The organism is Rarobacter incanus (assembly GCF_006715765.1).
GTDB lineage: Bacteria > Actinomycetota > Actinomycetes > Actinomycetales > Cellulomonadaceae > Rarobacter > Rarobacter incanus.
On sequence record NZ_VFNV01000001.1, the window covers coordinates 1,413,598 to 1,434,757 of the forward strand.

The following is a 21,160-nucleotide window of genomic DNA, read 5'->3' on the forward strand; positions in this document are numbered from 1 at the left end:
GCGCGCTCAATGCGTCAGGAAGGATGCGGGCAGAACCACGTTCTCCGTGCGCCGACCGAACAGAGAGGAAACCTCGGTGACCGGGTACCCGGCGATGCCGGTGCCGAGACGGCTGACCCAGAAGGTCAGTTCGGGGTGCTGCGCCGCGTAGTCGAGGAAGCGCGAAACTGCGTCGCGCATCTCGTCCCACCCGGACATCGTGTCGATCGCGTAGCAGCGCCCCGTCGGCCCGTCCCCGACTCCCCATTCGGCCCCGAAGTGCTGGTGCGCGTAGCGTGCGGCCCCGCCCCCATGGAAACCGGCCTTGTTGGAGCCGAACACGAAGATCGTGTCGGCCGGCAACTCGGTCACGGGTTCAGGGGTCACCGTCACCTTGTCCGTCATCGTTCGACACCCACTCTCGCGTCACACGGGCGCATTTGCCCGAATAGTCCTGTATTTACTTCATCATGCCTGATTCGCGGATCCCAGGGACGTGAGTCCCACGCCGCGATGGTCCGTTTGTGACGATTCTCGCACGTTTGCGGGCACCCAACCGGCCAGGTACTCCGCAACAATGTTCGCGAGCGCATCTGTCCAGCAGCGGCGCCCATTTCCCCACGGGACGTAATGGAATTCCCCGCCACCTGCCTCCAGGTACGCCTCCCTGTTCAGTTCGTCGATCTCCTCAAGCGTTTCCAGGCAGTCGGATACGAACCCGGGGCAAGCCACATCGACGCGTCGGACGCCCTCGCCTCCCAGGCGGGCAACCGTGTCGATGGTGGCGGGCTTGAGCCAGGCCGCCGGGCCGAATGTCGATTGGAAGGTCGTGAGAATCGACCCCGCGGGCAGCCCCAGATTCCGCGCCACCGCGGCCGTTGTGGCATCGCACTCGCTGCGGTAGGGGTCTCCCGCATCGGCCATGGCCTGGGGAATCCCGTGGTACGACAGCACGATCTTGTCCCCGTGTTCGACGTCCGGGCGCCCGTTGGTTTCCCAGCTCTCCTGTAGCGCTCCGGCGACGGCCTCCACGTACCCCGGATCGATCGGGAACGAGCGCACCGTCCGCAGTTCGACCTGGTCCCGGGACCGCAAGCCCCACCGATAGGCCTCGTCCAGGACGGTTCCTGCCGACGACGCCGCGTACTGCGGGTACAGCGGCACCACCAGAACTCGGCGGTGACCGGCCGCGTACAGCTCGTCCATGACTGCACGCACCGATGGTTGGCCGTAGCGCATCGCGTACCTGACCACGGCGATTTCCCGCAGCGCATGCGCGACCGCGCGCGTCTGGGATTGCGTGTGCACCAGCAACGGCGAGCCCTCCTCGCCCCAAATCGTTGCGTATTTTGCCGCGGAGGCGCGCGGGCGGAACGTCAGGATGATCGATTCGAGGATCGGTCGCCACAGGGCGGGGTGCGTCTCGACGACGCGGCGATCCGAGAGGAATTCGCGCAGGTACGGGCGCACGGCCTTCGCCGTGGGAGCGGCGGGGGTTCCCAGATTCACCAGGACTACGGCGGGGAGCGCGGGGTGAGACACTGTTCTGCCTTTCTCGCGGGGGTAAGGGGAGGGCCGGTGCGGCGCTGTGCTCGACGGGCCAGGCGCGAATGCCGCCTCTTAGTCGGGAAGGTCCTCCCTGTCGCGTCTCATGAGCGCCCGGTAGTGGTCACTTGTGGCGAGCAACTTCGCGTGGGTGCCCGTGGCCACCACGCGACCCGCGTCCATGACGACGATCGAGTTCGCGTTCTTGATCGTCGAGAGCCTGTGCGCGATGGCGATGGTTGTCCTACCTTCCTGAATTCTTTCGAGCGCTGAAGTCAGCGCGGCCTCGGTTGCCGCATCGAGTTGGCTGGTGACCTCGTCGAGGACCAGAATCGGCGCGTTGCGCAAGAAGGCCCGCGCCAGCGCGATCCGCTGGCGCTGCCCGCCCGAGACGGCGGATCCCTGTTCCCCCAGTTCCGTGCGCAACCCGTGCGGGAAGCCCGCCAGATCGAGCGCCGCCTGCGCGCACGCCTCGGTCAGTTCGGCATCGGTGGCGCCCGGTGCGGCCAGCCGCAGATTGTCGGCGATGGTCCCGTTAAACAGGTACGAACGCTGGTCGACCATCATGATCGCCGACCGCAATTGCGTGTCGTCTATGTCGGCGACGTCGACGCCGTCAATCCGCACGCTGCCGCGCTGCGGATCGTAGAAGCGCACGAGCAGGCGCGCCAACGTCGATTTTCCCGATCCGGAGGCACCCACGATGGCGGTCACTGTGCCGGGCGCGCAGCGCACCGACACGTCCGTGAGCGCGTTGGCAATCGACCGTGGATATGCGAAGGTAACCTCATCGACGCACACCTCGCCGCGCACGGGACGAACCATGGCGACGGGGTGCGCGGGGGCGGGAGTCGCAACCGCGCCCTCCGTAACCTCCACCAGTCTCGCGGCCGAAGCGAATGCCTGGTCGAGATCGGCGCTGAATTCCTCGACCGCGGTCAGCGCGGGCAGCATCCCGATCACGACGCCCACGACAAGCACCAGGGTCTGCCACGAGAAGTGGCCCGCACCGACCTGCGGCTGCGCGACCACGATGATGGCGCCCAGCAGAAGCGCGGATGTCGCGGCGATCAGCCCCCTGCGGGCCGCCACCACCTGCCCGAGCCTTTGTTGATCGCCGCCGACCTGGTCGCCAAGGTCGTCCAGTTCCCGCATTCTTTCGAGTTCGTAGCGCGCGGCTACCACTTCGATGCGCCCCTGCACGGTGTCCGTCATGTGCTGCGCCAACGTTCCGCGGGCGGCGCGCAGGGCGGCGGCGGAACGGAGCGCTCGTCCCGAACCCAACATTGGCCAGACAAGTCCGATTGCCAGCCAGCCCAGCGCCACCACCAGGCCCACGGCGGGCGAGGTGACCGCGATCACCCACACGACGCCGGCGAGCGGGACCACCACGGCCGTGACGGCCGGGCCCAAGGTGTGGGCGAAGAAGACCTCGACGCGGTCCACGTCGCGCGTTGCGCGCGAAAGCAGGTCGCCGGTCTGTCTTCCCTCCGTGGCCGCCGGCGCCTGCGGCTCGAGGCGGTCAAAGAAGTACGCCCGCAGGTAGGCCAACGCCTTGAAGGCAACCAGGTGCCCGAAGAACTGCTCCAGGTAGCGGCACACGGCCTTGAAAAGGGCCAAGGCAATCAGCATGGCGGCGGCGCGCCGCAACGTGATGCCGCCGGTCACCGCGAGCGCCGCACTGTGCGCGGCGACCCCTATCAGGGCAGCGCCCGCGGCGAGGCCCAAGGCCCGCATCAGCACCGAAACGCCTAGGGGCGCGACGATGTGGCGGGTGTGCGCCAGCAGCCAACGGGATAATTCGCGGCGAGAAAGCTGCGCGGGTCGGTCCGCGGCGATTGCACTCATCAGGCTCCCCGCAGGTCGGCAAGGTCGGTGATTTTGCCGCCGTGCAGTTCCACGACGCGGTCCGCCGCACGCGCCGTGCGCGTCCGGTGCGTCACCGAGAGGACCGCGCGCCCGCGCGCCAACCGTTGCAGCGAGTCGACGATCAGTTCCTCGCTGGCCACGTCCACCTGGCTCGTCGGTTCATCCAGCAGCAAGATGGGCGCGTCGCGCAGCACCGCCCGAGCTATGGCGAGGCGCTGCGCCTGCCCGCCCGACAGCGATAGCCCGCGCTCACCGCACGGGGTCTCCAGGCCGCGCGGCCACGATTCGACCTCCGTGAGGTTGGCGGCCGCCAGTGCCTGCCAGAGTTGTTCATCGGTCGCGTCGGGCGCCGCCATGCGCAGGTTGTACGCAAGCGTCCCGGTGAACAGGTACGTCTTTTGTTCCACCACCGCGATGTGGTCCTGCGCCCAGCGCGGATAGGCATCCCGCACGTCAACGCCCGCCACGCACACGGTACCCGCCTGCGGGGTCAACAGCCCCTGCACCAGCGCCAGCAGGGTCGACTTGCCGCAACCCGAGGGTCCCATGACCGCCACGTGCTCCCCGGTGGCCACGGTCACATTGGCGCCCGCCAAAATCTCCGCGCCCGGCTCGTATCCGAAATGGACGTCGCGCACCACGATGGCCGCTTGCGTGCCGCCTTGCGGCGACGCGCCGCGTGCGTGCGTGCGCGCGCCGGCGCGCGCACGGGTGGCGGCAGGGGCGGGGGACTCGTCAGCGATGAATTTCTTAATCTCGCGCTGCGCCGCCATGCCGCCCATGCCGACATAGAAGAACTGACCGATGCGGTCCAGGGGTTCGAGCAGCAGCGTCGAAACGAGAACGAGCGCAACGGCCTCGCCGGGGCTGAATCGCCTGGAGGCGGCCCCATCGACGGCCAGCAGGCCCGCGACCGTGATCATGCCCAGCGAGAACGCGGCGTCGGTGACGAGCAGGACCAATTGGTTGCCCGCCAGGAGCGCCATCACCTTGCGGCGCACGTTCTCGGCCTCGGCGGCCAGGCGGCGACCGGTCTGCTTCCCGGCGCCGAGCGCGCGCAGGACGCTTAGTCCCTGGATGGCATCGAGGTAGCGCGCGGCCAGGCGCCGCGAGGCGCCGCGGTACTGTGTCGATACGCGGCGGAACGCGCTTTGGAACCCCCCGATAAGGATTGGAATCAGCGCAATGGCGGCAAGCAGGATCAGACCGCTGCGCCAGTCAATGCGCCAACCAATGATCAGGGCCGCCAGAATCGGTCCCGTTATCGCCGCGATCATCGGGCCCACGAACGTCTCGCGGTAGGCGGCGTAACGCTCGACGCCATCCGTCGCGGTCGATACCGTTCCGCCCGACCACTGGTCGTCCTGACGTTGGCCGACCGCGCCAAGGACGGCACGCATCATGCGTGCGCGCACCGACTTTTCCGTCTCCGTCACGTGCCGGGGCCACGGCGCCATACCCGCCCATGCCGCGGCGCCAGCGATCACCGGGCACACGATGAGCACCGTGAGGGTACCGCCGTGGATGGCGGCCCCGATACGGATTTCGTCGACGCCCTTGCCCACCGCCAGGTAGGTAAAGGCAAGCGCGACCGTACCTATCCAGGAAAGCGACACTGATCGCAGAATTGTCACGTCGTTACCCTAGCGGGTTTACTGTCCTGAACCCACTTTCACTGATCGCGGGTGCCCCGTTTCACCCACTACGGCCTCGCGGATGCGGGACAATGTCAGTTCAGACTGGGAGGAGGCGAGGTTTGACGCTCGCAATGGCATCTGCGGGACGATGGTGGGAACCAACGCGGATCGTGGGGACGGTGTCGGGACGCAGCTCCGATGGCGAGTTCCTGGCCGCGGTTGCTGCGCAGATTCGCGATACGCCGCCGGGCGCTCCCAGCGACCCAAGCACCCCAAGCACCCCAAGCACCCCCAGCGCTCCCAGCGCTCCCAGCGCTCCCAGCGACCCCAGTGACCCAAGCCCCAGCGGCCTCCCGGTGGCCTTCGGCGTCGTGGGGTTCGAACCCGATTCCCGGGCCACCTTTCACCTGACCGCCGGCATGGTCGAAGGCCCGCCAGGCGCACCGCGCTCATCGCAGCTGGACCCCCGCGCCGACCACGCGCCGACGGTTGTCTCGCTCCGCCCCCGCCCCAGCGCCGACGACTACTCGCGTACCGTCGCCGCGGCGCTCGACCGAATCGCGCGGGAGGGCGGGGACCGCAAGATCGTGCTGGGCCGCTGGCAGGATGTCACGATGTCGGCGCCGCTGCAGCCCGCCGAGTTGGCGGCGAGGCTCCATGCCCGAAATCCCGCTTCCGTGGTGCTGGCACTGCCCCTCGCCGACCCGCGTGCGCAACCCGCGACACTGGTCGCCGCCACGCCCGAACTCCTCATCGCCCGCCGCGGTGACAGAATCCTCAGCCGCCCCCTGGCGGGTTCGGTCCCGCGCGCATCGGACCCCGGTGAAGACAAGGAACGAGGCCGCCGCCTCCTTGCCGACGCAAAGAACCTTCGCGAGCACGCCTTCGTTGTGCGGGCAATAGCCGATGCGTTGGGTCCGCTGTGCGACGAGTTCCGGGTGCCCGCGGCCCCGTGCCTGATCGGAACGGATTCGATGTGGCACTTGGCCAGCCCGATTGCTGGGCGGCTGTCGCCGCAAGCGACCAAAGAGTGGGATGCGCTGCGCTTGGCCCGCCTGTTGCATCCCACCCCGGCCGTTGCGGGCACGCCCCGCACCTGGGCGATGGATGCCATCAGCGAATTGGAGGAATCACCGCGCGGTCCCTTTACTGGCGCGGCCGGGTGGGTCGACGCCGTGGGGGACGGCGCCTTTCACGTCGTCATTCGCGCCGCCGTCGTGCAGGGTGTCTCCGTGCGGCTGTTCGCGGGTGCGGGAATCGTCGACGGTTCCATCCCCGCCGAGGAGGCCGCAGAAACCGGCGCGAAGATGATGACGGTCATGCGCGCGTTGGGTGGGGCAAAATAGCATCCCACCCAACGCGCACCACCCCTACTTCCTCACCTTCACCTTGACGGGCGAGGAGGTCGCGGCGACGAAGTTCTTCGACGGCGTGTAGGTGACGGTCACTGCCACCTTCTTGCCCGCCCAGCCCCGCTTGATCGCCGCGGCCTTGACGGTGACGGTCCGCTTACCCACGCCGACCTTCTTGACGGTCGCCACGCGCGTCTTGCCGACGTAGACCCGCACCTTACCGGTGGGTGTCACGGACCCGACGGCCTTGACGGCGATCTGAAGTTTCGTCTTCTTGCCGGCGCGCCAGGTCTTGCTCTTGGGCTTCACGGCCACGTTAGTGGTCGCCGCGGCGACCTTGAGGTTCACGGTGGTGGTCACGGGCTTAGCGAGGGCGTCCGAGGTGACCGTGATGACGACGCTGTGTTTGCCGGCGCGCAGGCCCGTCGGGACGCTAATCGTCGCGCTGCCCTGGCTCACCGATGACACTTGCAGCGCCTTGCCACCGATCGTGGCCTGCACGCGCGCGTTGCCCGAGCTTGCTCCGCCGGTGATCGTCACCGGGATGACGGCTGCCTGGCCGTAGGTCGCCTGGTAGAGGTTGGCTTCCAGCGCCTTCACCGTGCGGGTCTGGGATTGTCCGGTCGCCTGCTGGTCGCCGCCTTGCGCGGCAGCCGGAACGTTTATCGTGACGGGATCGACCACGCGGACGGTTCGAGTTGCTGATGTGGTGTTACCCGCCCGGTCCTTGACCGTGTAGGTGACGACGTATTGGCCGACCGCGGCTGTGTTGATGGTGCCGGAAGCGGTGACGGCCGCTGTCAGGTCGCCGTCGACCAGGTCGTAGGCGGCCACACCCGCGGTCGCGTCAAACGTTCCCCCGCGAGCGACATTGGTGTCCGCCGGCACCTGAAGGGTGGCCTTGGTGGTGTCGACAACCTTAATAATGCGTTCCGCGGTCGCGGCGTTGCCTGCCGCATCGCTGACGACGTAGTTCAAGACGTATGTGCCGGGCACCGTCACCCTGACGCTTCCCCACACCCGCATCTTTTCCGTGATGTCCCCGTCGACGTCATCGCGAGCCGTCAATCCCGCCATGCTGTCGAACGAGCTGTATGCCTCGATCGTCCCGTCATCCGCTCCGTATATGGCCGGCGCCGTTTTGTCGGTGGGTTGGGGGAGCGTGACTTGCACCGTGGCGCTGGTCTTATCCGCCGACACGGAAATTACCTTGATCTTGACCTGCCCCGATCGGGTTACGAATTCTTCGCCAGGTAGCCACACGTTTCGGACCGTCGTGCCGTTCTCCATCGTGATGGTGTTTTGCCCGAGCCTGCCAGATCCAAGCGGATTGTTCCCCTGGCTACTAGATGTGCCGATCCGCAGGATGCGCACGCCGTAGTCGGATGTCATCGCCGCCGGCCATCCTGCCCGCGGCCCGTTGTCCGACATGCCCACGCGGGTGTTGGGGATCGCCATGCCGGGGCTGTTCTTCCAGCTCCAGTAGCCGGGGGCGCGCCAATCGGTCGACGCCGCCCGTAGCTCGATGTAGTAGGGCCTGCTAGTGGTCGGATCGACGACCTTGACGGATTCAAGCCCAGCGTCCCCGACGTTCTTGTTGGGCTTGTAGTCAAGTGATTCCAGGGTGTATTGGCGCACTCCACTCGTCGCTGTCACGGTGGTAACGGTGCGTCCCAGAACGCCGAGCTTGTCCTTCGCGGACGTCGAGATCTGCGGGATGCCACCTTCGTCGTTGCGCCCCATGGTGTCGAAGAAGTCACCGTACTCGTCGTAGGTGCACTCGTGGTTGTCGTCGAGTTCACCGTTGCCGTCCTTGCAGTACACCCCGTGGCTGTGTCCCAGCCCGAGATTGTGCCCGAATTCGTGAGAGAAGGCGTTGCGTGACAGGTTCGCCTCCTGCCCATCGCTGCCGAACTGTGCAAACACCTTGCCGCCGTTGTTCAGGCTCGCATTGGAGGGCATCCCGGCCAGCCCGTAGGTGCACTTCGTGCCGCTGATCGCGGGCCACACCACCATGATGTGCTCGCGGTCGCCCGGGTTGCCCAGAGCGCTGAAGGCCTTTGACCACAGGTTATCGATGCTGTTGTCTCCACCCGAGTTGAGGCAGCTGTAGGTGCTAGGCATAGTCAGGCGGGTGATGTCCTGCACGACGAGCTTGATCGCCCCGTTGGTCTGGTCTTGCCAGTACTGAGATACCGATTGGGAACCGGTTTCGAAGAACTCCTTGAGTTGCGCGTCCGTGGCCGGGTTGCTCGGCTCCGATCCCTGCTTGGTGAAGTACACGACCCGCAGTTTGTGCGTGATCGTATCGGATGTGTCCTGGACCTTCTTCAGATCCTTCTTGGACATCTTGGCTGTCTTGGAGTTGGGGACCTCCACGTAGTCCTTATTGGCCCAGTACACCCCGGAGTCATCGCTCAATGCGTTGCCATCCGGATCTGCTTCATCGGGGTCGACGGACTGCGCGGCGGATGTTTCCTTCACCGCCGCAGCGTTGCTGCTTGGTTGACCCTCGCTCGCTTGGGCCGGAGCCCCCAGCGCCAGGGTTCCAAACAGAAGAGTGCACGATGCAAAGGCCGCGACGTTGCGGCGGACATGAGCTGCCATGAACGTGACGTTATCACTTTATGCCAACGTTGTCAGGCGTAATTTTGGGACGAGGGCTCCTTTGCCCCAAATTCACCCATTCGCTGGCCGCTAGGCGACCGATTTGAGCACAAACTGCTCCAGCAGTGGGGCGAGTTTGATTCCGGATTCGATGCCGTTGGGATCGACCCAATGAATCTCTTCGATACCGGCACCCGGAACCGGTTCCTGCGGCAGTATCGCGGTGAACACCGTTGCGATGACGTTGTGATCGGGGTGGTTGGCAGCGAGCGCCGTCCACGTTCCGAGCCATGCTAAGTCAACCAGTTGCAAGGTGATCCCGAGGCACTCGTCCACGGCGCGCAGCGCAGCGCTGGCCAGCCCCTCATCGGAACGCAACTTCCCGCCCGGTAAGATGAATGGCTCGGTCCCACTGCGGCGCACCGTCAGGACGCGACCGTCGTCGTCGACGAAACACACAGCGGCCACAACGATCCGCGATTCAGCCATGAGGCACTCCCTTCGCTTTGCAACTTCCTCTCCGAGCGTGCCCCATGTTCATGGCACGACCGCTTCGGGAACGTAACATCCAGGTTTGCAATCGCTTGGGGGTTCCTGGATCGCGAAACACTCCGGAATCATGACGGCGCTGGCGACATCGCGCTTCTGCTTCCCCGCGCGAAATGTCCCACCATATGGGCATAATATGGCTGATTCTGACATCGATTGACATAGTGAACATGCCGTCCATCCCGCAACCACACACAGGCGAAAGAAGCTCACTGCCATGACTTATCAGCCCGCAGAGACACCAGAACCGACCCCGCAGGACCCGGCCGCACCTCAGCAGCCATTCCAACAGCCCGGCTACCAGGCACCCCAGCAGCCATACCAACAGCCCGGCCACCAAGCACCCCAGCAGCCATACCAACAGCCATACCAACAGCCCGGCCACCAAGCACCTCAGCAGCCATACCAACAGCCCGGGTACGGCGCGCCGCAGGCGGCGGGCTCCGCCGATCTGGGCCAGGCGGCCCTCACGCACCTGCTCGGCGGGATCCTGCTCTGGCTCGGAGCCCTGATCGGCTGGCTGATCAGCAAGGACAAATCCGAATTCAACAACGAAGAGGGAAAGAAGGCCCTCAACTTCCAGATCGTTGTTTCCGCGGCCATCATCGTTTTGTCAATCGTCCAGGGCGTGGTCGCGGGCGCGGCGACAACGGCCACACTCAACTCGATCTACGCGACCGGGAGCGCCGCCAGCGGCGGTTTCCTCAGCCTGCTGAGCGGCTTGATCGGCCTAGTGATCCTCGCCACGTGGGTTATCAGCCTGATCCTTGGCATCAAGAACTACAGCGCGGTGAAGGCCGGGCAACCCAGTTCGTATCCGATCAAGTTCGCCCTGATCAAGTAGTGCGCCCGCGCTCGGCAAGGCCTGCAACAATGGGAGCATGGGCCAATTTCGGATAATGACCGTGTGCACCGGCAACATTTGCCGGTCGCCCATGGCCGAATCGATCCTCAGGGCCGCGCTCGACAGCGCGGGCATTGCCGACCGGGCGCGCGTCGATTCCACCGCAATCACTAGCGAAGAAGTCGGCAACCGAATCGATCCGCGGGCGGCGCGCGAGTTGAAGGCCGCGGGTTACGATCCGCTCCCGCGCCACCGCGCCCGGCGCATTCGCGCATCGGATATCCAATCGAGCGACCTGATACTGCCGATGACCAGCGGACATGCGCGCTACCTGCGGCGGCTGGCCGGATCGCTAGAGGCCGACATCCGGATGCTGCGAACGTTCGACCCCAGCAGCGGGGCCACCCCACAGGCGGCCCCCGCCGACCGCCCTGAGTGGGACATTGCCGACCCGTGGTACGGCGGGCCGACCGACTTCACTTACACGCGAAGAGAAATCGAAGCGGCAGCCCCCGGGGTAGTGGACTACGTCGCTGACCTGCTGGGGGAAGGGATCGCACGGTAGTGAAGGTTGCGAAGCGGGCGAGGGTGCCCTCGTTCTCCGTTATGGACATTGTTGCCGAGGCCGCAAGCCGGCGGGCGAGCGGGCAAGACATCGTGAGCCTGTGCGTGGGAGAGCCGGTGAGCGGCGCAAGTGAAGTGGTGCGCGCCCGCGCGCAGCAGCTCCTGGCAAGCGGCGACCTGGGCTACACGGACCCGCTCGGCGCCCTGGCGCTGCGCAGCGAGATCGCGGGGCACTACCGCCGGTGGTACGACGCGCACGTGGATCCGGCGCAGATTGCGGTCACGACCGGCTCGTCGGGCGCCTTCATGGTCGCCTTCTTGGCCGCCTTCGACGCCGGGGATGTGGTGGCAGTCGCGCGCCCCGGCTACCCCGCCTACCGCAACATCCTCAACGCGCTGGGGTGCGAGGTCCTCGACATTGCATGCGGCCCGGACCACGATTTCCGGCTCACCACCGATCTGCTCGACGCCGCGCTGCGCGGCCGCGGACGAATGGACGGGCTGGTCGTCGCGTCCCCCGCAAACCCCACCGGAACGATGCTGGACGCGGCCGAGGTTGCGGCGATCACGTCGTGGTGTGAAAACCACGGGGTCCGCCTCATTTCGGACGAGATTTACCACGGAATCGTCTACGACCCCGCGCGCTGGCCGGGCGCGAGTGCGGTGGAAGCCGTGGGCGGCGGAGCCATAGTTATCAACTCCTTTTCCAAGTACTGGGCGATGACCGGGTGGCGCCTGGGGTGGATGATCCTGCCGCCGGACCTGGTCACGGCAGCCGACGCCCTGACCTCGAACATCGCGCTGTGTCCGCCCTCCCTCGCGCAATTCGCCGCCGTCGCCGCGTTCAGCGATGAGGGATACGGCGCCGCGCAAAGGGAGGTGGAGCGTTACGCGCGCACCCGCGAGATCATGTTGGAGGCCCTGCCATCCATCGGCTGGAAGCGAGTCGCCCCGCCGGACGGCGCGTTCTACCTCTATGCGGACATCTCCGACGTCGCCGATGACGCGACCCAGTATTGCCGCGATGTGCTCGATCGCACCGGGGTGGCGCTGGCGCCCGGGGGCGATTTTGATCCCGTGGACGGGGGCAAGCACGTGCGAGTTTCACTGGCCGCGGGGGAAAATCGCGTGGCCGAGGCGCTATCGCGCCTGCGCGAGAGATAGGATTACGTGTTCTGTATTGCTTGCTAGGTGCCATGGGCACCGCCCACCGATTGCACACATGTAGGAGCGCGTCACTATGAGCGAGCAGGCCGGTCGCGCACCTCGCCGCCCTACGATTGCTGACGTTGCGCGCTTGGCGAAGACGTCCCGCGGGACGGTGTCGTTCGTCATCAATGACCGGCCCGGGGTTGCACCCGCAACCCGCGAGCGCGTTCGCAAGGCCATGGACGAACTTGGCTGGCGACCCAACCAGTTGGCTCGCTCCTTGTCAACGCAGCGCGCGTACGGGATCGGTTTCATCCTGGCACGCGATCCGCGGGCGCTGAGTTCGGACCCGTTCTTCGGGCCGTTCATTGCGGGCATGGAACAAAAATTGGACGAGGCCGGCCAGTTCCTTGTCCTGCGTTTCGTGTCGGGCAAGGAATCGGAAATTCAGGCGTATCGCGATCTTGCGGAGCAGGGACGCGTCGATGGGTTTGTCCTCTCCGATCTGCGTACGGATGATCCCCGGATCGATCTCATTTCGTCGCTGGGCACGCATGCGGTCACGCTCAATGTCGCCGATACGACCACCACCATCCCCGCGGTTTCCCGTTCGGACGAACCGGGCGTGCTGGCGGCGGTCGATCACCTTGCCGATTTGGGGCACCGGCACATCGCGTATGTCGGCGGGCCGGCGCACTACCTCCACGCGATCCGCCGCCGTGCGACTTGGCAGGCGGCGCTCGCATCCCGGAACCTCCCGGAGGGGCGATCGGTGCAATCCGACTTCACGGCGGCGGGGGGTTCTGCCGCAACGGAGCAATTGCTCGACTTGCCCGCGCGGGAGCGCCCGACGGCCATTGTCTACGCGAACGACCTCATGGCTGCCAGCGGGATGTCGGTGGCGATCAGCCGCGGGATCCGCGTGCCGCAGGAGCTTTCGGTTGTTGGGTATGACGATTTCGAGCTGTCCGCGTACCTAACTCCCTCGCTCACAACGGTGCGAACCGACCCGATGGCCTGGGGAGTCGCCGCCATCGATCAGCTCTTGCGGGTCATCGACGGCAAGCCCGCCCGCGATGTTGCGCTCCCCCACCCGGTGCTGGTTCCCCGCCAGTCGACTGGCCCCGCGCCCCGCACCCGCTAGCGCACCGCTCACCGCTCACCGCGCAAACCCGCACGCATCCCCGCGCCCCGCACCCGCCAGCGCACCGCGCCCGGCGGTTGCCATTGACAACGATGACCTGAACCGGTTTAGTATGAACAACAACACGTGCACACCGGTGTGCACGACAATCAGGAGCACCCATGAAACGAATCGTCTTCGCCGGAGCCTGCCTGGCCGCCGGTGCGCTCATTTCCACCGCCTTGGTCCCCGGCGCCGCTCAGGCGGCGCCGGTAGCCGATGCCGCGGCCCGCACGTCCGCGGTCACGACGGGGTCGTTGACCGATACCTCGTCCGCGCAACAACGCTGGCTATCCGTGGCCGATTCGCGCGTAGTCCTCAACCCCTACGATTTCGACGCCGCCGGCAACGGTAACTCGGAGATCAGCTACACGGGGGGCAAAAACCTCCCGCTCGCAACCGGGTTCTACGCTCACGACAAGGCATTGCACGTGCGCGAGTCTTTGACGACCTACGCCCTGGGCACCAACGATCAGTACGCCCTGAACGAATCCTTCGACTCCAAACCGAGCGGATGGACCACGGGCAACGCGGAGGCCACCTACTCGGGCGGGAAGGTGACCGTCAAGAACTCCGGCGAAAAATGGGGCTACCTGGCCACCCCTAGCATGTCACTCAACGTGTCCGTATTCACCAAATTGAAGATCAAGATCGACTCGACCAGCCCCGCGTCGGTCGGCAAGTGGGCGCTCAAGGTCAACACGGGCGGCAGTGACGATCTATCCCCCGCCCTGCAGGCCGACACCACGAACACCGGCGAACTCACGTTCGACATCGGCGCCTATTTCGCGCAGAAAAACCTCACTGGCGTCCAGGACGTGTCCTTCCGCATCTGGGCAACGACGTACGGGACCGCAGAGGACACCGTCAGCTACACGATGGATTCGTTCCAGATATTCCGCGGCTCCACCCCCGAGGACGGGCAATTGGTGAAGTACACCACTTCCTGGCAATCTGGCCACGGGTGGACTTCCAAGGACACCAATCCCGCGACCATGGCCGACGGCGGAGTCCTGACGCGATCGGGTTCCAACTACGGCTACGCGCAAAAGCAGATCACCTCCGTGAACCTCACCCAAACGCCCATGGTCACCGTCGCGGTGGGCTCGACCACCGGCAAGTGGGCCCTGAAGGTATCCGACGGCGGCTCTGACAAAACGATCCAAGGCGACACCGCGAGCACCGGGACTTTCACCTACAACATCGCTTCGCTCACAGGTTGGTCCGGTTCGAAAGACATCTGGTTCAAGCTGTTCCAGATCACCGACTCGGGCAAATCATCGAGTTCGACAACCTTTGCTCGGTTCTCGGTCCACTCCGGTGGGGACGGCACGGCCGTCAGCGCGGCCAATTCGGTTGCATACTCCTGGACGCCCGCATCCGACACCATGACCGGGACGTACGGGGCGGGAACGATCACCACCACAGATTACTTCTCAGCGAACCAGCTGGACGGCGCGGTGCGCCGCATCGTCCCCGCCCTCACCGGCGGGGCGGCACCGATTGTCGCAGGCGTCGTCGAATCGGCCACGGCCTCCTACGACCAAGCCACGGGAGTCCTCACCATTCCGACAACGTACGGGACACGGGCCGTGGCGCTTCCCGCCGGCACCTCCGTCTCGTTCTACACCTCGAAGGCCGCGTTCCTGTCGAATTCTTCCCCCACGGCGGCCCCGACCTCCGCGTCGGCCTACTGGTCGGCCTCCCTGTCGGCATCGTCCACGAGCTTCGTGGGCCTCGGCTTCTCCGTCAACAGCGGCACCAACACGGAATTGGGCGTCACTTGGACCAACCCCTACCCGGGTGGCCCCGCCGCCGAAGCGGCCGCCATCGCCACTTCGTCGCGTGACGAGGGTGCCGCTGGTATCGCCCACTGGACCGACCACTGGGACACCTACGTGGCCTCCGTGCCCGTCGTCGAGGATTTCTCCATCCAGCGCGTCGCGGCGGGCGGAGTCACCGCAGACCAGATGGAGGCTTTTTACTACAAGGCGTTCCTGAACCTGGAAATGAACGTGCTCCCGGCGACTCCGGAGACCGGGAACATGTATCGGCAGGTCGGCACCGGCAAGCCTTCGCTATGGATGCACGGGACACCGGGCACGCGAAACGTCGCCTCGTGGGACTCCCTGCTCGGCATGCAGCAACTCGCCTACACCAACGCGGACGCGTCGTGGGACTCGTTCATTGGAATGATGAAGTCCGTCCAGATGTCCGGCGATGCGCCGACCGACACCAACGGCGTCAGCGCCAAGGGCGCCCTGAAGGGCGAGTCGCTGCCGAGCCGCAAGGCGCAAACGGCCTGGATCTTGTACTCGGTTTCGGGAGATGAAACCAAGCTGAATAGCATCTACGACGAGCTCTACGCGAACCTCATCTGGTCCAGTCACAACATGCGCTGGATCTACTCGTCGAACAACTACACCGACGAGCGCGACAGCGAGTTCGTTGCGTCACTCATCTACGATCTGAAGTTCGGGATCAAGGTCGCCCAGACCTTGGGGAAGTCGGCCGACGCGGCGCAGTTCGAATCCATGATTACCGACCTCACGCGGGACTACGAGGCGTGGTTCTTCCCCACCACCTCGACGACTGATAGCAAGGGCAATCCCGTCACCTGGACGACGGTGCAAAAGATCTACCTCACCCACCTCAAGGGCGCGCAGGGCTGCCCCTGGTCCGACGGATCCGAAGGCGCCGACTACTACAACTCGGCCGGGCAGTGCGTGAAGGCAGGGTGGTCGTTCTACACCTCCACCGCGCTCATCGCCGACCAGTTGTCCCCCGAATACAAGGCCAAAGTCTTGGACCGCTTCCTGCGCGACTACAAGGCTGGGTCGCAACTGGCCGGCCTGGGCTCGTTCGCAGTGAAGGCCCCCGACATCCAGCTGATCACCTACGGCCTGTTCGACGAACTCGGCTGGTCCGGGGGTTCGAACAGCGCGGGTTACACCTGGAGCACCGTGACACGTAGCGCACTGATCGACATGGGCACCGTCCTGGTGAACTCGTTCAACCGCGACATGGTCAAATCCGGATTCTTCGCCGAGGTCTACTACCAAACCGGTGATGGGACCGACGTCAGCGCCGCCATTGGCTCGCGCGGCGTGCGCCCGTCCCTGTTCGGGGTGTCGCACTACATCGACAACATCTGGATCGCGAACGGCTACCGCGTGGACGAGGGCAACCCCACGTTCATCCGCACGCAGGGTGCGACGGGCGGGATCTCCGGCCTGACCTACATGGGCAAGACCTTCAACCTGGACATTTCCGGGAACTCGATTAACCTCACGGGGAAGGCCGTGGGCGGCTCCGTGGGACTTCCGCGCAGCGTCGATGTCAGCCAGACCGGGATTCCGGCGCAACCGGAAGTTAGCCCGCAGGAGCCCGGCACGCAAAGTGGCGACGCCACCCTGGCATCGCTGACATACGGCGGCGCCCCGGTCCCCGGGTTCAACGCGGCGACAACCACCTACGCTGTGGAACTCCCGGCGGGCACCACCACCGCCCCAACGGTCGCCGCAACGCCAACCGACGCCAAGGCAACCGCCCACATCCAGCAGGCAACGAGCCTGCCGGGCACCGCCACCGTCAAGGTCACCGCCGAAGACAACACCACCGCAACCTACACGGTGGCCTTCACCGTCGCCGCCAACCCCGGCACGCAAAGTGGCGACGCCACCCTGGCATCGCTGACATACGGCGGCGCCCCGGTCCCCGGGTTCAACGCGGCGACAACCACCTACGCTGTGGAACTCCCGGCGGGCACCACCACCGCCCCAACGGTCGCCGCAACGCCAACCGACGCCAAGGCAACCGCCCACATCCAGCAGGCAACGAGCCTGCCGGGCACCGCCACCGTCACGGTCACCGCCGAAGACAACACCACCGCAACCTACACGGTGGCCTTCACCGTCGCCGCCAACCCCGGTGCACCCACGGATCCCGTCCCTACGACCACCACCGCCCCCGCGGCGGTCAGCGCCACCTACGGCACCCCGGCGCGCATAGCGGTCGCCGTGCACGCAGGCAGCAAGACCGCCACCGGCACCGTCACGGCGCGCCAGGGCAGCAAGCTCCTTGGGTCGGCGACGCTGCAAGCGGGGAAGGCGAACCTCGTCCTTGATAAGACGCTGAGCGCGGGTACCCACGCTGTCACGCTGACGTTTGTTCCCGCCGACGCCAAGGCGTTCGCCGGCTCGACGGCGGCCACCCGCGTAACGGTGGCGAAGGCTCGCACCAAGATGGCGGCGGCAAAGATCACGCGCGGCAAGGCCGGCAAGAAGGGCAAGGCCGCCCGATCGATCAAGCGCACCAAGAAGTCCACCATCAAGGTGACTCTGCGGAGCGTGTCCGGAATCGCCCCCACCGGCACTGTCACGCTGAAGGCCGGCAAGCGCAAGCTCGGTAAGGCGCGCATCAAGGTGACGGCTGCCGGGGTTGCGACAGCCACCATCAAGGTCAGCAAGAAGTCGGCAAAGAAGATCAAGAAGAAGACCGCGATCAAGGCGGTATATGGCGGCAATGCCAACATCGCGAAGGCAACCCTCAAGACGGGGCTGCGGGTTATTCGCTAACCTCGCGGAGCGAATCGCACGGGCCGCGGCTGCGGGATCAACTTCCGTAGCCGCGGCCCACGTCTTTGCCGCAGCACCGACACAAGGTTCAGCGGCCCGTTTCGGTCTGCGCGTTCACCCGCCCGATACGCGCCTGCGCTACGATGTTGCTGCTGCACAAATCGCGGTGGGAGAGTCCCGGACTTCACAGGGCCCGCCACACCCACTAGGCTGGCCCACCGGGCGCCGAAGGAGCAAACCCTCCCCGGGAATCTCTCAGGCAAACGTACCGCCGCGACTAGGCAACTCTGGAAAGCGATCCATTCGCACCGACGGGGCAAATCGGGCCACACCCGACCAAACTCTCAGGTTTGCGGGCTGCGGCCCGCGGGATGACAGAGCGGGGAGGACGAGCCGTCTTCACCGTCCCCTGGAGCATTCGATGACCGTCCCCCCCTCCCCGCTCGGCACAACCCAAACCGATTCATTCGCCGATCGCCACATCGGCCCCGACGTTACGCCCATGCTCGAGGAACTCGGCTTCTCGTCGCTGGAGGAATTGACGCGCGCCGCCGTTCCCCACTCGATCCTGCTCGACCAACCCCTAGACCTGCCAGCGCCGCTGACGGAGCCGGAGGCGCTTGCCGATCTGCGCCGTATCGCGGATCGGAACCAGGTCATGACATCGATGATCGGGCAGGGGTACTACGACACCGTGACCCCGGCGGTCATCCGCCGCGGTGTCCTGGAAAACCCCGCCTGGTACACCGCCTACACGCCGTATCAGCCCGAGATTTCGCAGGGGCGCCTGGAGGCCCTGCTCAACTTCCAAACGATGGTTGCGGACCTGACCGGGCTGCCCGTTGCCGGGGCATCATTGTTGGACGAGGCCACCGCCACCGCCGAAGCGGTCGCCCTCATGTTCCGCGCTGGCGGTAGGCGCCTGGATCTATCAACGGCAGCCGTCATCGTCGACCAAGATGTGCTTCCATCAACCCAGGCGGTCGTCCTGGCGCGCGCCCAGGCCGCGGGGCAGTGCGTGGTCGTGGCGGATCTGTCCCGGGGACTTGACGGCGTTGATCTTCCCCGCGCCGTGGAAAAGGTGGCCGGAATCGTCCTTCCGCAAGTCGGCGCCAGCGGTGCGGTTCGAGACTGGAGCGCGGTGATCGCAGGCGCAAAGGGCGCAGGTGCCCTGGTGGCGATGACCACCGACCTGTTGGCGCTCACTATCATCAGCGAGCCGGGCGCCTTGGGTGCCGACATCGCGGTCGGGTCCACGCAGCGATTCGGCGTCCCCATGTTCTACGGCGGCCCACACGCGGCCTTCATCGCCGTCCACCAGGGCCTGGAGCGGCAGTTGCCCGGCCGCCTGGTCGGGGTGAGCGTTGACGCCGATGGCGCCACCGCGTATCGCCTAGCATTGCAAACGCGCGAACAACACATTCGGCGCGAAAAGGCGACCAGCAACATCTGCACCGCGCAAGCGCTGTTGGCGATCACCGCTTCGATGTACGCCGTCTATCACGGCCCTACGGGCCTGCGCTCCATTGCGACGCGCGTTCATGCCTTGGCGCTCGAACTGGCCAACCGCCTGGCAACAATGACGGAGGTCGCGCCGCTGCCCTTCTTCGACACTGTCCGCGTTAGCGCGCCGGGCCGGGCGGAGGCTATTCGCACCGAGGCCGAATCACGCGGCATCAACGTGTTTGTTGCGGACGGCGACCACGTGCAGATAAGCGTGGACGAGGCCACCCGACCCGCCGACATCGCCGCCGTGGAGGCCGCCGTCGCCGCAGCCACCGGGGCCGCGCCGGGCGCCGGTGCCAACGTCACGGTTCCGGACCTTCCGCGGGACTGGGCGCGCAAGTCCGAATTCTTGACCCACCCCACCTTCCACGCCTATCACAACGAGACGGCGATGATGCGCTACCTGCGCCGCCTGGCCGACAAGGATCTGGCGCTGGACCGCACCATGATTCCGCTCGGGTCGTGCACGATGAAGCTGAATTCTGCGATCGAAATGGAACCGATCAGCTGGCCGCAGTTCGCGCAGATTCACCCCCTTGCGCCCGCCCACCAGGTTGCGGGATACACGGAGCTGATAACGCGGTTGACCGACTGGCTTGCCGAGATCACCGGGTATGCAACGGTGTCCGTCCAGCCGAATGCGGGTTCGCAGGGGGAGTTCGCGGGGCTGCTGGCTATCCGCCGCTACCACCAGTCCCGTGGGGATGCAGACCGCACGGTCTGCCTGATCCCAGCATCGGCGCATGGAACTAACGCGGCGTCGGCCGCCATGGCGGGCTTGCGGGTTGTCGTGGTCGCCACGGCCTGCGATGGTTCAATTGACCTGGATGACCTGCGATCAAAGATCGCGGCGCATGCCGCCGAGTTGGCCGCGATCATGATCACGTACCCGTCCACGCACGGCGTCTACGAGGAAGACGTCCGCGAGGTTTGCAAGCTTGTACACAATGCTGGTGGGCAGGTGTACATCGACGGAGCGAACCTCAACGCCCTGGTCGGGTTGGCCAAGCCCGGCCTCTTCGGCGGCGATGTCTCGCACCTGAACCTCCACAAGACTTTCGCCATTCCGCACGGCGGCGGCGGGCCGGGCGTTGGCCCGATCGCGGTGGCCCGTCACCTGGCCGAATTCCTGCCGGGCGACCCGCAGCAGCCGGGATCGACGCCCGTTTCCGCCGCGAACTTCGGCTCCGCGGGCGTCCTGCCTATCTCGTACGCGTACATCGCACTCATGGGACCGAACCTGCGCCGCGCGACGCAGGTCGCCGTGCTCAGCGCAAACTACCTCGCACACAAACTACAAGATGCCTTCCCGGTTTTGTACACCGGACCGAGCGGCCTGGTCGCGCACGAATGCATCCTGGATCTGCGGGCCATAACCGCCGCGACCCACGTCACCGCCGAGGATGTGGCAAAGCGCCTCATCGACTACGGCTTCCACGCCCCCACCCTCGCCTTCCCCGTCGCAGGGACCCTGATGGTGGAGCCGACCGAGTCGGAAGACGTCACCGAACTCGACCGCTTCATCGAAGCGATGCTGTCGATTCGCGCGGAAATCGCCGAGGTTGAAAGCGGCAAGGTCAGCGCGGAAGAGTCCGTGCTGCGCGCGGCGCCGTTCACGGCCCGGAGCGTTGCTTCCACGCAATGGGCGGCCTCGTTCACAAGAGACCAAGCCGCCTACCCCACCGAGCGGCTGATCGAAGCCAAGTATTGGCCGCCCGTGCGGCGCATTGACGGCGCCTACGGCGATCGCCACCTGGTGTGCTCATGCCCGCCGGTAACCGACTACGTGTAAGCCCGAC

The 21,160-nt window shown here is 66.0% G+C and carries 13 protein-coding genes and 1 riboswitch; of the genes, 7 read left to right on the plus strand and 6 right to left on the minus strand.

Going from position 1 to position 21,160, the window contains the following annotated elements; translation table 11 throughout:
- Positions 1–6: 6 nt before the first annotated feature.
- The 4 genes from FB389_RS06005 to FB389_RS06020 form a co-directional block, all read right to left on the minus strand.
- Positions 7–384, minus strand: coding sequence for an A1S_2505 family phage non-structural protein (locus FB389_RS06005; RefSeq protein ID WP_142111896.1), 378 nt, complete (start codon positions 382–384; stop codon positions 7–9).
- A 63-nt stretch (positions 385–447) separates the two neighbouring features.
- A complete protein-coding gene (gene hemH / locus FB389_RS06010; RefSeq protein ID WP_142111899.1) occupies positions 448–1,521 on the minus strand; it encodes a ferrochelatase in 1,074 nt (357 codons plus the stop codon).
- Between the two features lie 78 nt (positions 1,522–1,599).
- Positions 1,600–3,372 carry a thiol reductant ABC exporter subunit CydC gene (gene cydC, locus FB389_RS06015; protein ID WP_142111901.1) on the minus strand — a complete coding sequence of 591 codons (1,773 nt, stop codon included), beginning with the start codon at positions 3,370–3,372 and terminating at the stop codon, positions 1,600–1,602.
- Positions 3,372–5,027: an ABC transporter ATP-binding protein/permease gene (locus FB389_RS06020; protein ID WP_142111903.1), complete on the minus strand. Its 1,656-nt coding sequence runs from the start codon at positions 5,025–5,027 to the stop codon at positions 3,372–3,374. Before FB389_RS06020 ends, cydC begins: the two co-directional genes overlap by 1 nt.
- Before the next feature lie 122 nt (positions 5,028–5,149).
- Between FB389_RS06020 and FB389_RS06025 the strand changes: the two genes are divergently transcribed.
- Positions 5,150–6,376: an isochorismate synthase gene (locus FB389_RS06025; RefSeq protein WP_142111906.1), complete on the plus strand. Its 1,227-nt coding sequence runs from the start codon at positions 5,150–5,152 to the stop codon at positions 6,374–6,376.
- Between the two features lie 24 nt (positions 6,377–6,400).
- On the opposite strand, the gene FB389_RS06030 is transcribed toward FB389_RS06025, so the two are convergent.
- Positions 6,401–8,989, minus strand: coding sequence for an immunoglobulin-like domain-containing protein (locus FB389_RS06030; RefSeq protein ID WP_142111908.1), 2,589 nt, complete (start codon positions 8,987–8,989; stop codon positions 6,401–6,403).
- Between the two features lie 90 nt (positions 8,990–9,079).
- The gene (locus FB389_RS06035) at positions 9,080–9,478 is read right to left on the minus strand and encodes an NUDIX hydrolase (RefSeq protein WP_142111910.1); all 399 of its coding nucleotides are present in this window, start codon (positions 9,476–9,478) and stop codon (positions 9,080–9,082) included.
- Between the two features lie 277 nt (positions 9,479–9,755).
- On the opposite strand from FB389_RS06035, the gene FB389_RS06040 reads away from it, so the two are divergent.
- From FB389_RS06040 to gcvP, 6 genes are all read left to right on the plus strand, one after another.
- Positions 9,756–10,382, plus strand: a complete 627-nt coding sequence (locus FB389_RS06040) for a DUF4870 domain-containing protein (protein ID WP_142111912.1) — start codon at positions 9,756–9,758, stop codon at positions 10,380–10,382.
- Between the two features lie 37 nt (positions 10,383–10,419).
- Complete coding sequence (locus tag FB389_RS06045) at positions 10,420–10,947, plus strand: low molecular weight protein-tyrosine-phosphatase (RefSeq protein ID WP_246043549.1); 528 nt, start codon at positions 10,420–10,422, stop codon at positions 10,945–10,947.
- Positions 10,947–12,110 carry a pyridoxal phosphate-dependent aminotransferase gene (locus FB389_RS06050; protein WP_142111914.1) on the plus strand — a complete coding sequence of 388 codons (1,164 nt, stop codon included), beginning with the start codon at positions 10,947–10,949 and terminating at the stop codon, positions 12,108–12,110. Before FB389_RS06045 ends, FB389_RS06050 begins: the two co-directional genes overlap by 1 nt.
- 76 nt (positions 12,111–12,186) lie before the next feature.
- Positions 12,187–13,239, plus strand: coding sequence for a LacI family DNA-binding transcriptional regulator (locus FB389_RS06055; protein ID WP_142111916.1), 1,053 nt, complete (start codon positions 12,187–12,189; stop codon positions 13,237–13,239).
- Positions 13,240–13,400: 161 nt separating this feature from the next.
- Positions 13,401–17,855: an Ig-like domain-containing protein gene (locus tag FB389_RS06060; RefSeq protein ID WP_142111918.1), complete on the plus strand. Its 4,455-nt coding sequence runs from the start codon at positions 13,401–13,403 to the stop codon at positions 17,853–17,855.
- 157 nt (positions 17,856–18,012) lie between these two features.
- Positions 18,013–18,136: riboswitch (glycine riboswitch) on the plus strand.
- Positions 18,137–18,276: 140 nt separating this feature from the next.
- Positions 18,277–21,153, plus strand: coding sequence for an aminomethyl-transferring glycine dehydrogenase (gene gcvP / locus FB389_RS06065; protein ID WP_142111920.1), 2,877 nt, complete (start codon positions 18,277–18,279; stop codon positions 21,151–21,153).
- The last annotated feature ends 7 nt before the right edge of the window (positions 21,154–21,160 follow it).

Bases quoted from the DNA above. Each gene is read 5' to 3' on its own strand.
- FB389_RS06005 (WP_142111896.1), bottom strand. From the start codon at position 384: ATGACGGACAAGGTGACGGTGACCCCTGAACCCGTGACCGAGTTGCCG.
- cydC (WP_142111901.1), bottom strand. From the start codon at position 3,372: ATGAGTGCAATCGCCGCGGACCGACCCGCGCAGCTTTCTCGCCGCGAA.
- FB389_RS06030 (WP_142111908.1), bottom strand. From the start codon at position 8,989: ATGGCAGCTCATGTCCGCCGCAACGTCGCGGCCTTTGCATCGTGCACT.
- FB389_RS06035 (WP_142111910.1), bottom strand. From the start codon at position 9,478: ATGGCTGAATCGCGGATCGTTGTGGCCGCTGTGTGTTTCGTCGACGAC.
- FB389_RS06040 (WP_142111912.1), top strand. From the start codon at position 9,756: ATGACTTATCAGCCCGCAGAGACACCAGAACCGACCCCGCAGGACCCG.
- FB389_RS06045 (WP_246043549.1), top strand. From the start codon at position 10,420: ATGGGCCAATTTCGGATAATGACCGTGTGCACCGGCAACATTTGCCGG.
- FB389_RS06055 (WP_142111916.1), top strand. From the start codon at position 12,187: ATGAGCGAGCAGGCCGGTCGCGCACCTCGCCGCCCTACGATTGCTGAC.
- FB389_RS06060 (WP_142111918.1), top strand. From the start codon at position 13,401: ATGAAACGAATCGTCTTCGCCGGAGCCTGCCTGGCCGCCGGTGCGCTC.
- gcvP (WP_142111920.1), top strand. From the start codon at position 18,277: ATGACCGTCCCCCCCTCCCCGCTCGGCACAACCCAAACCGATTCATTC.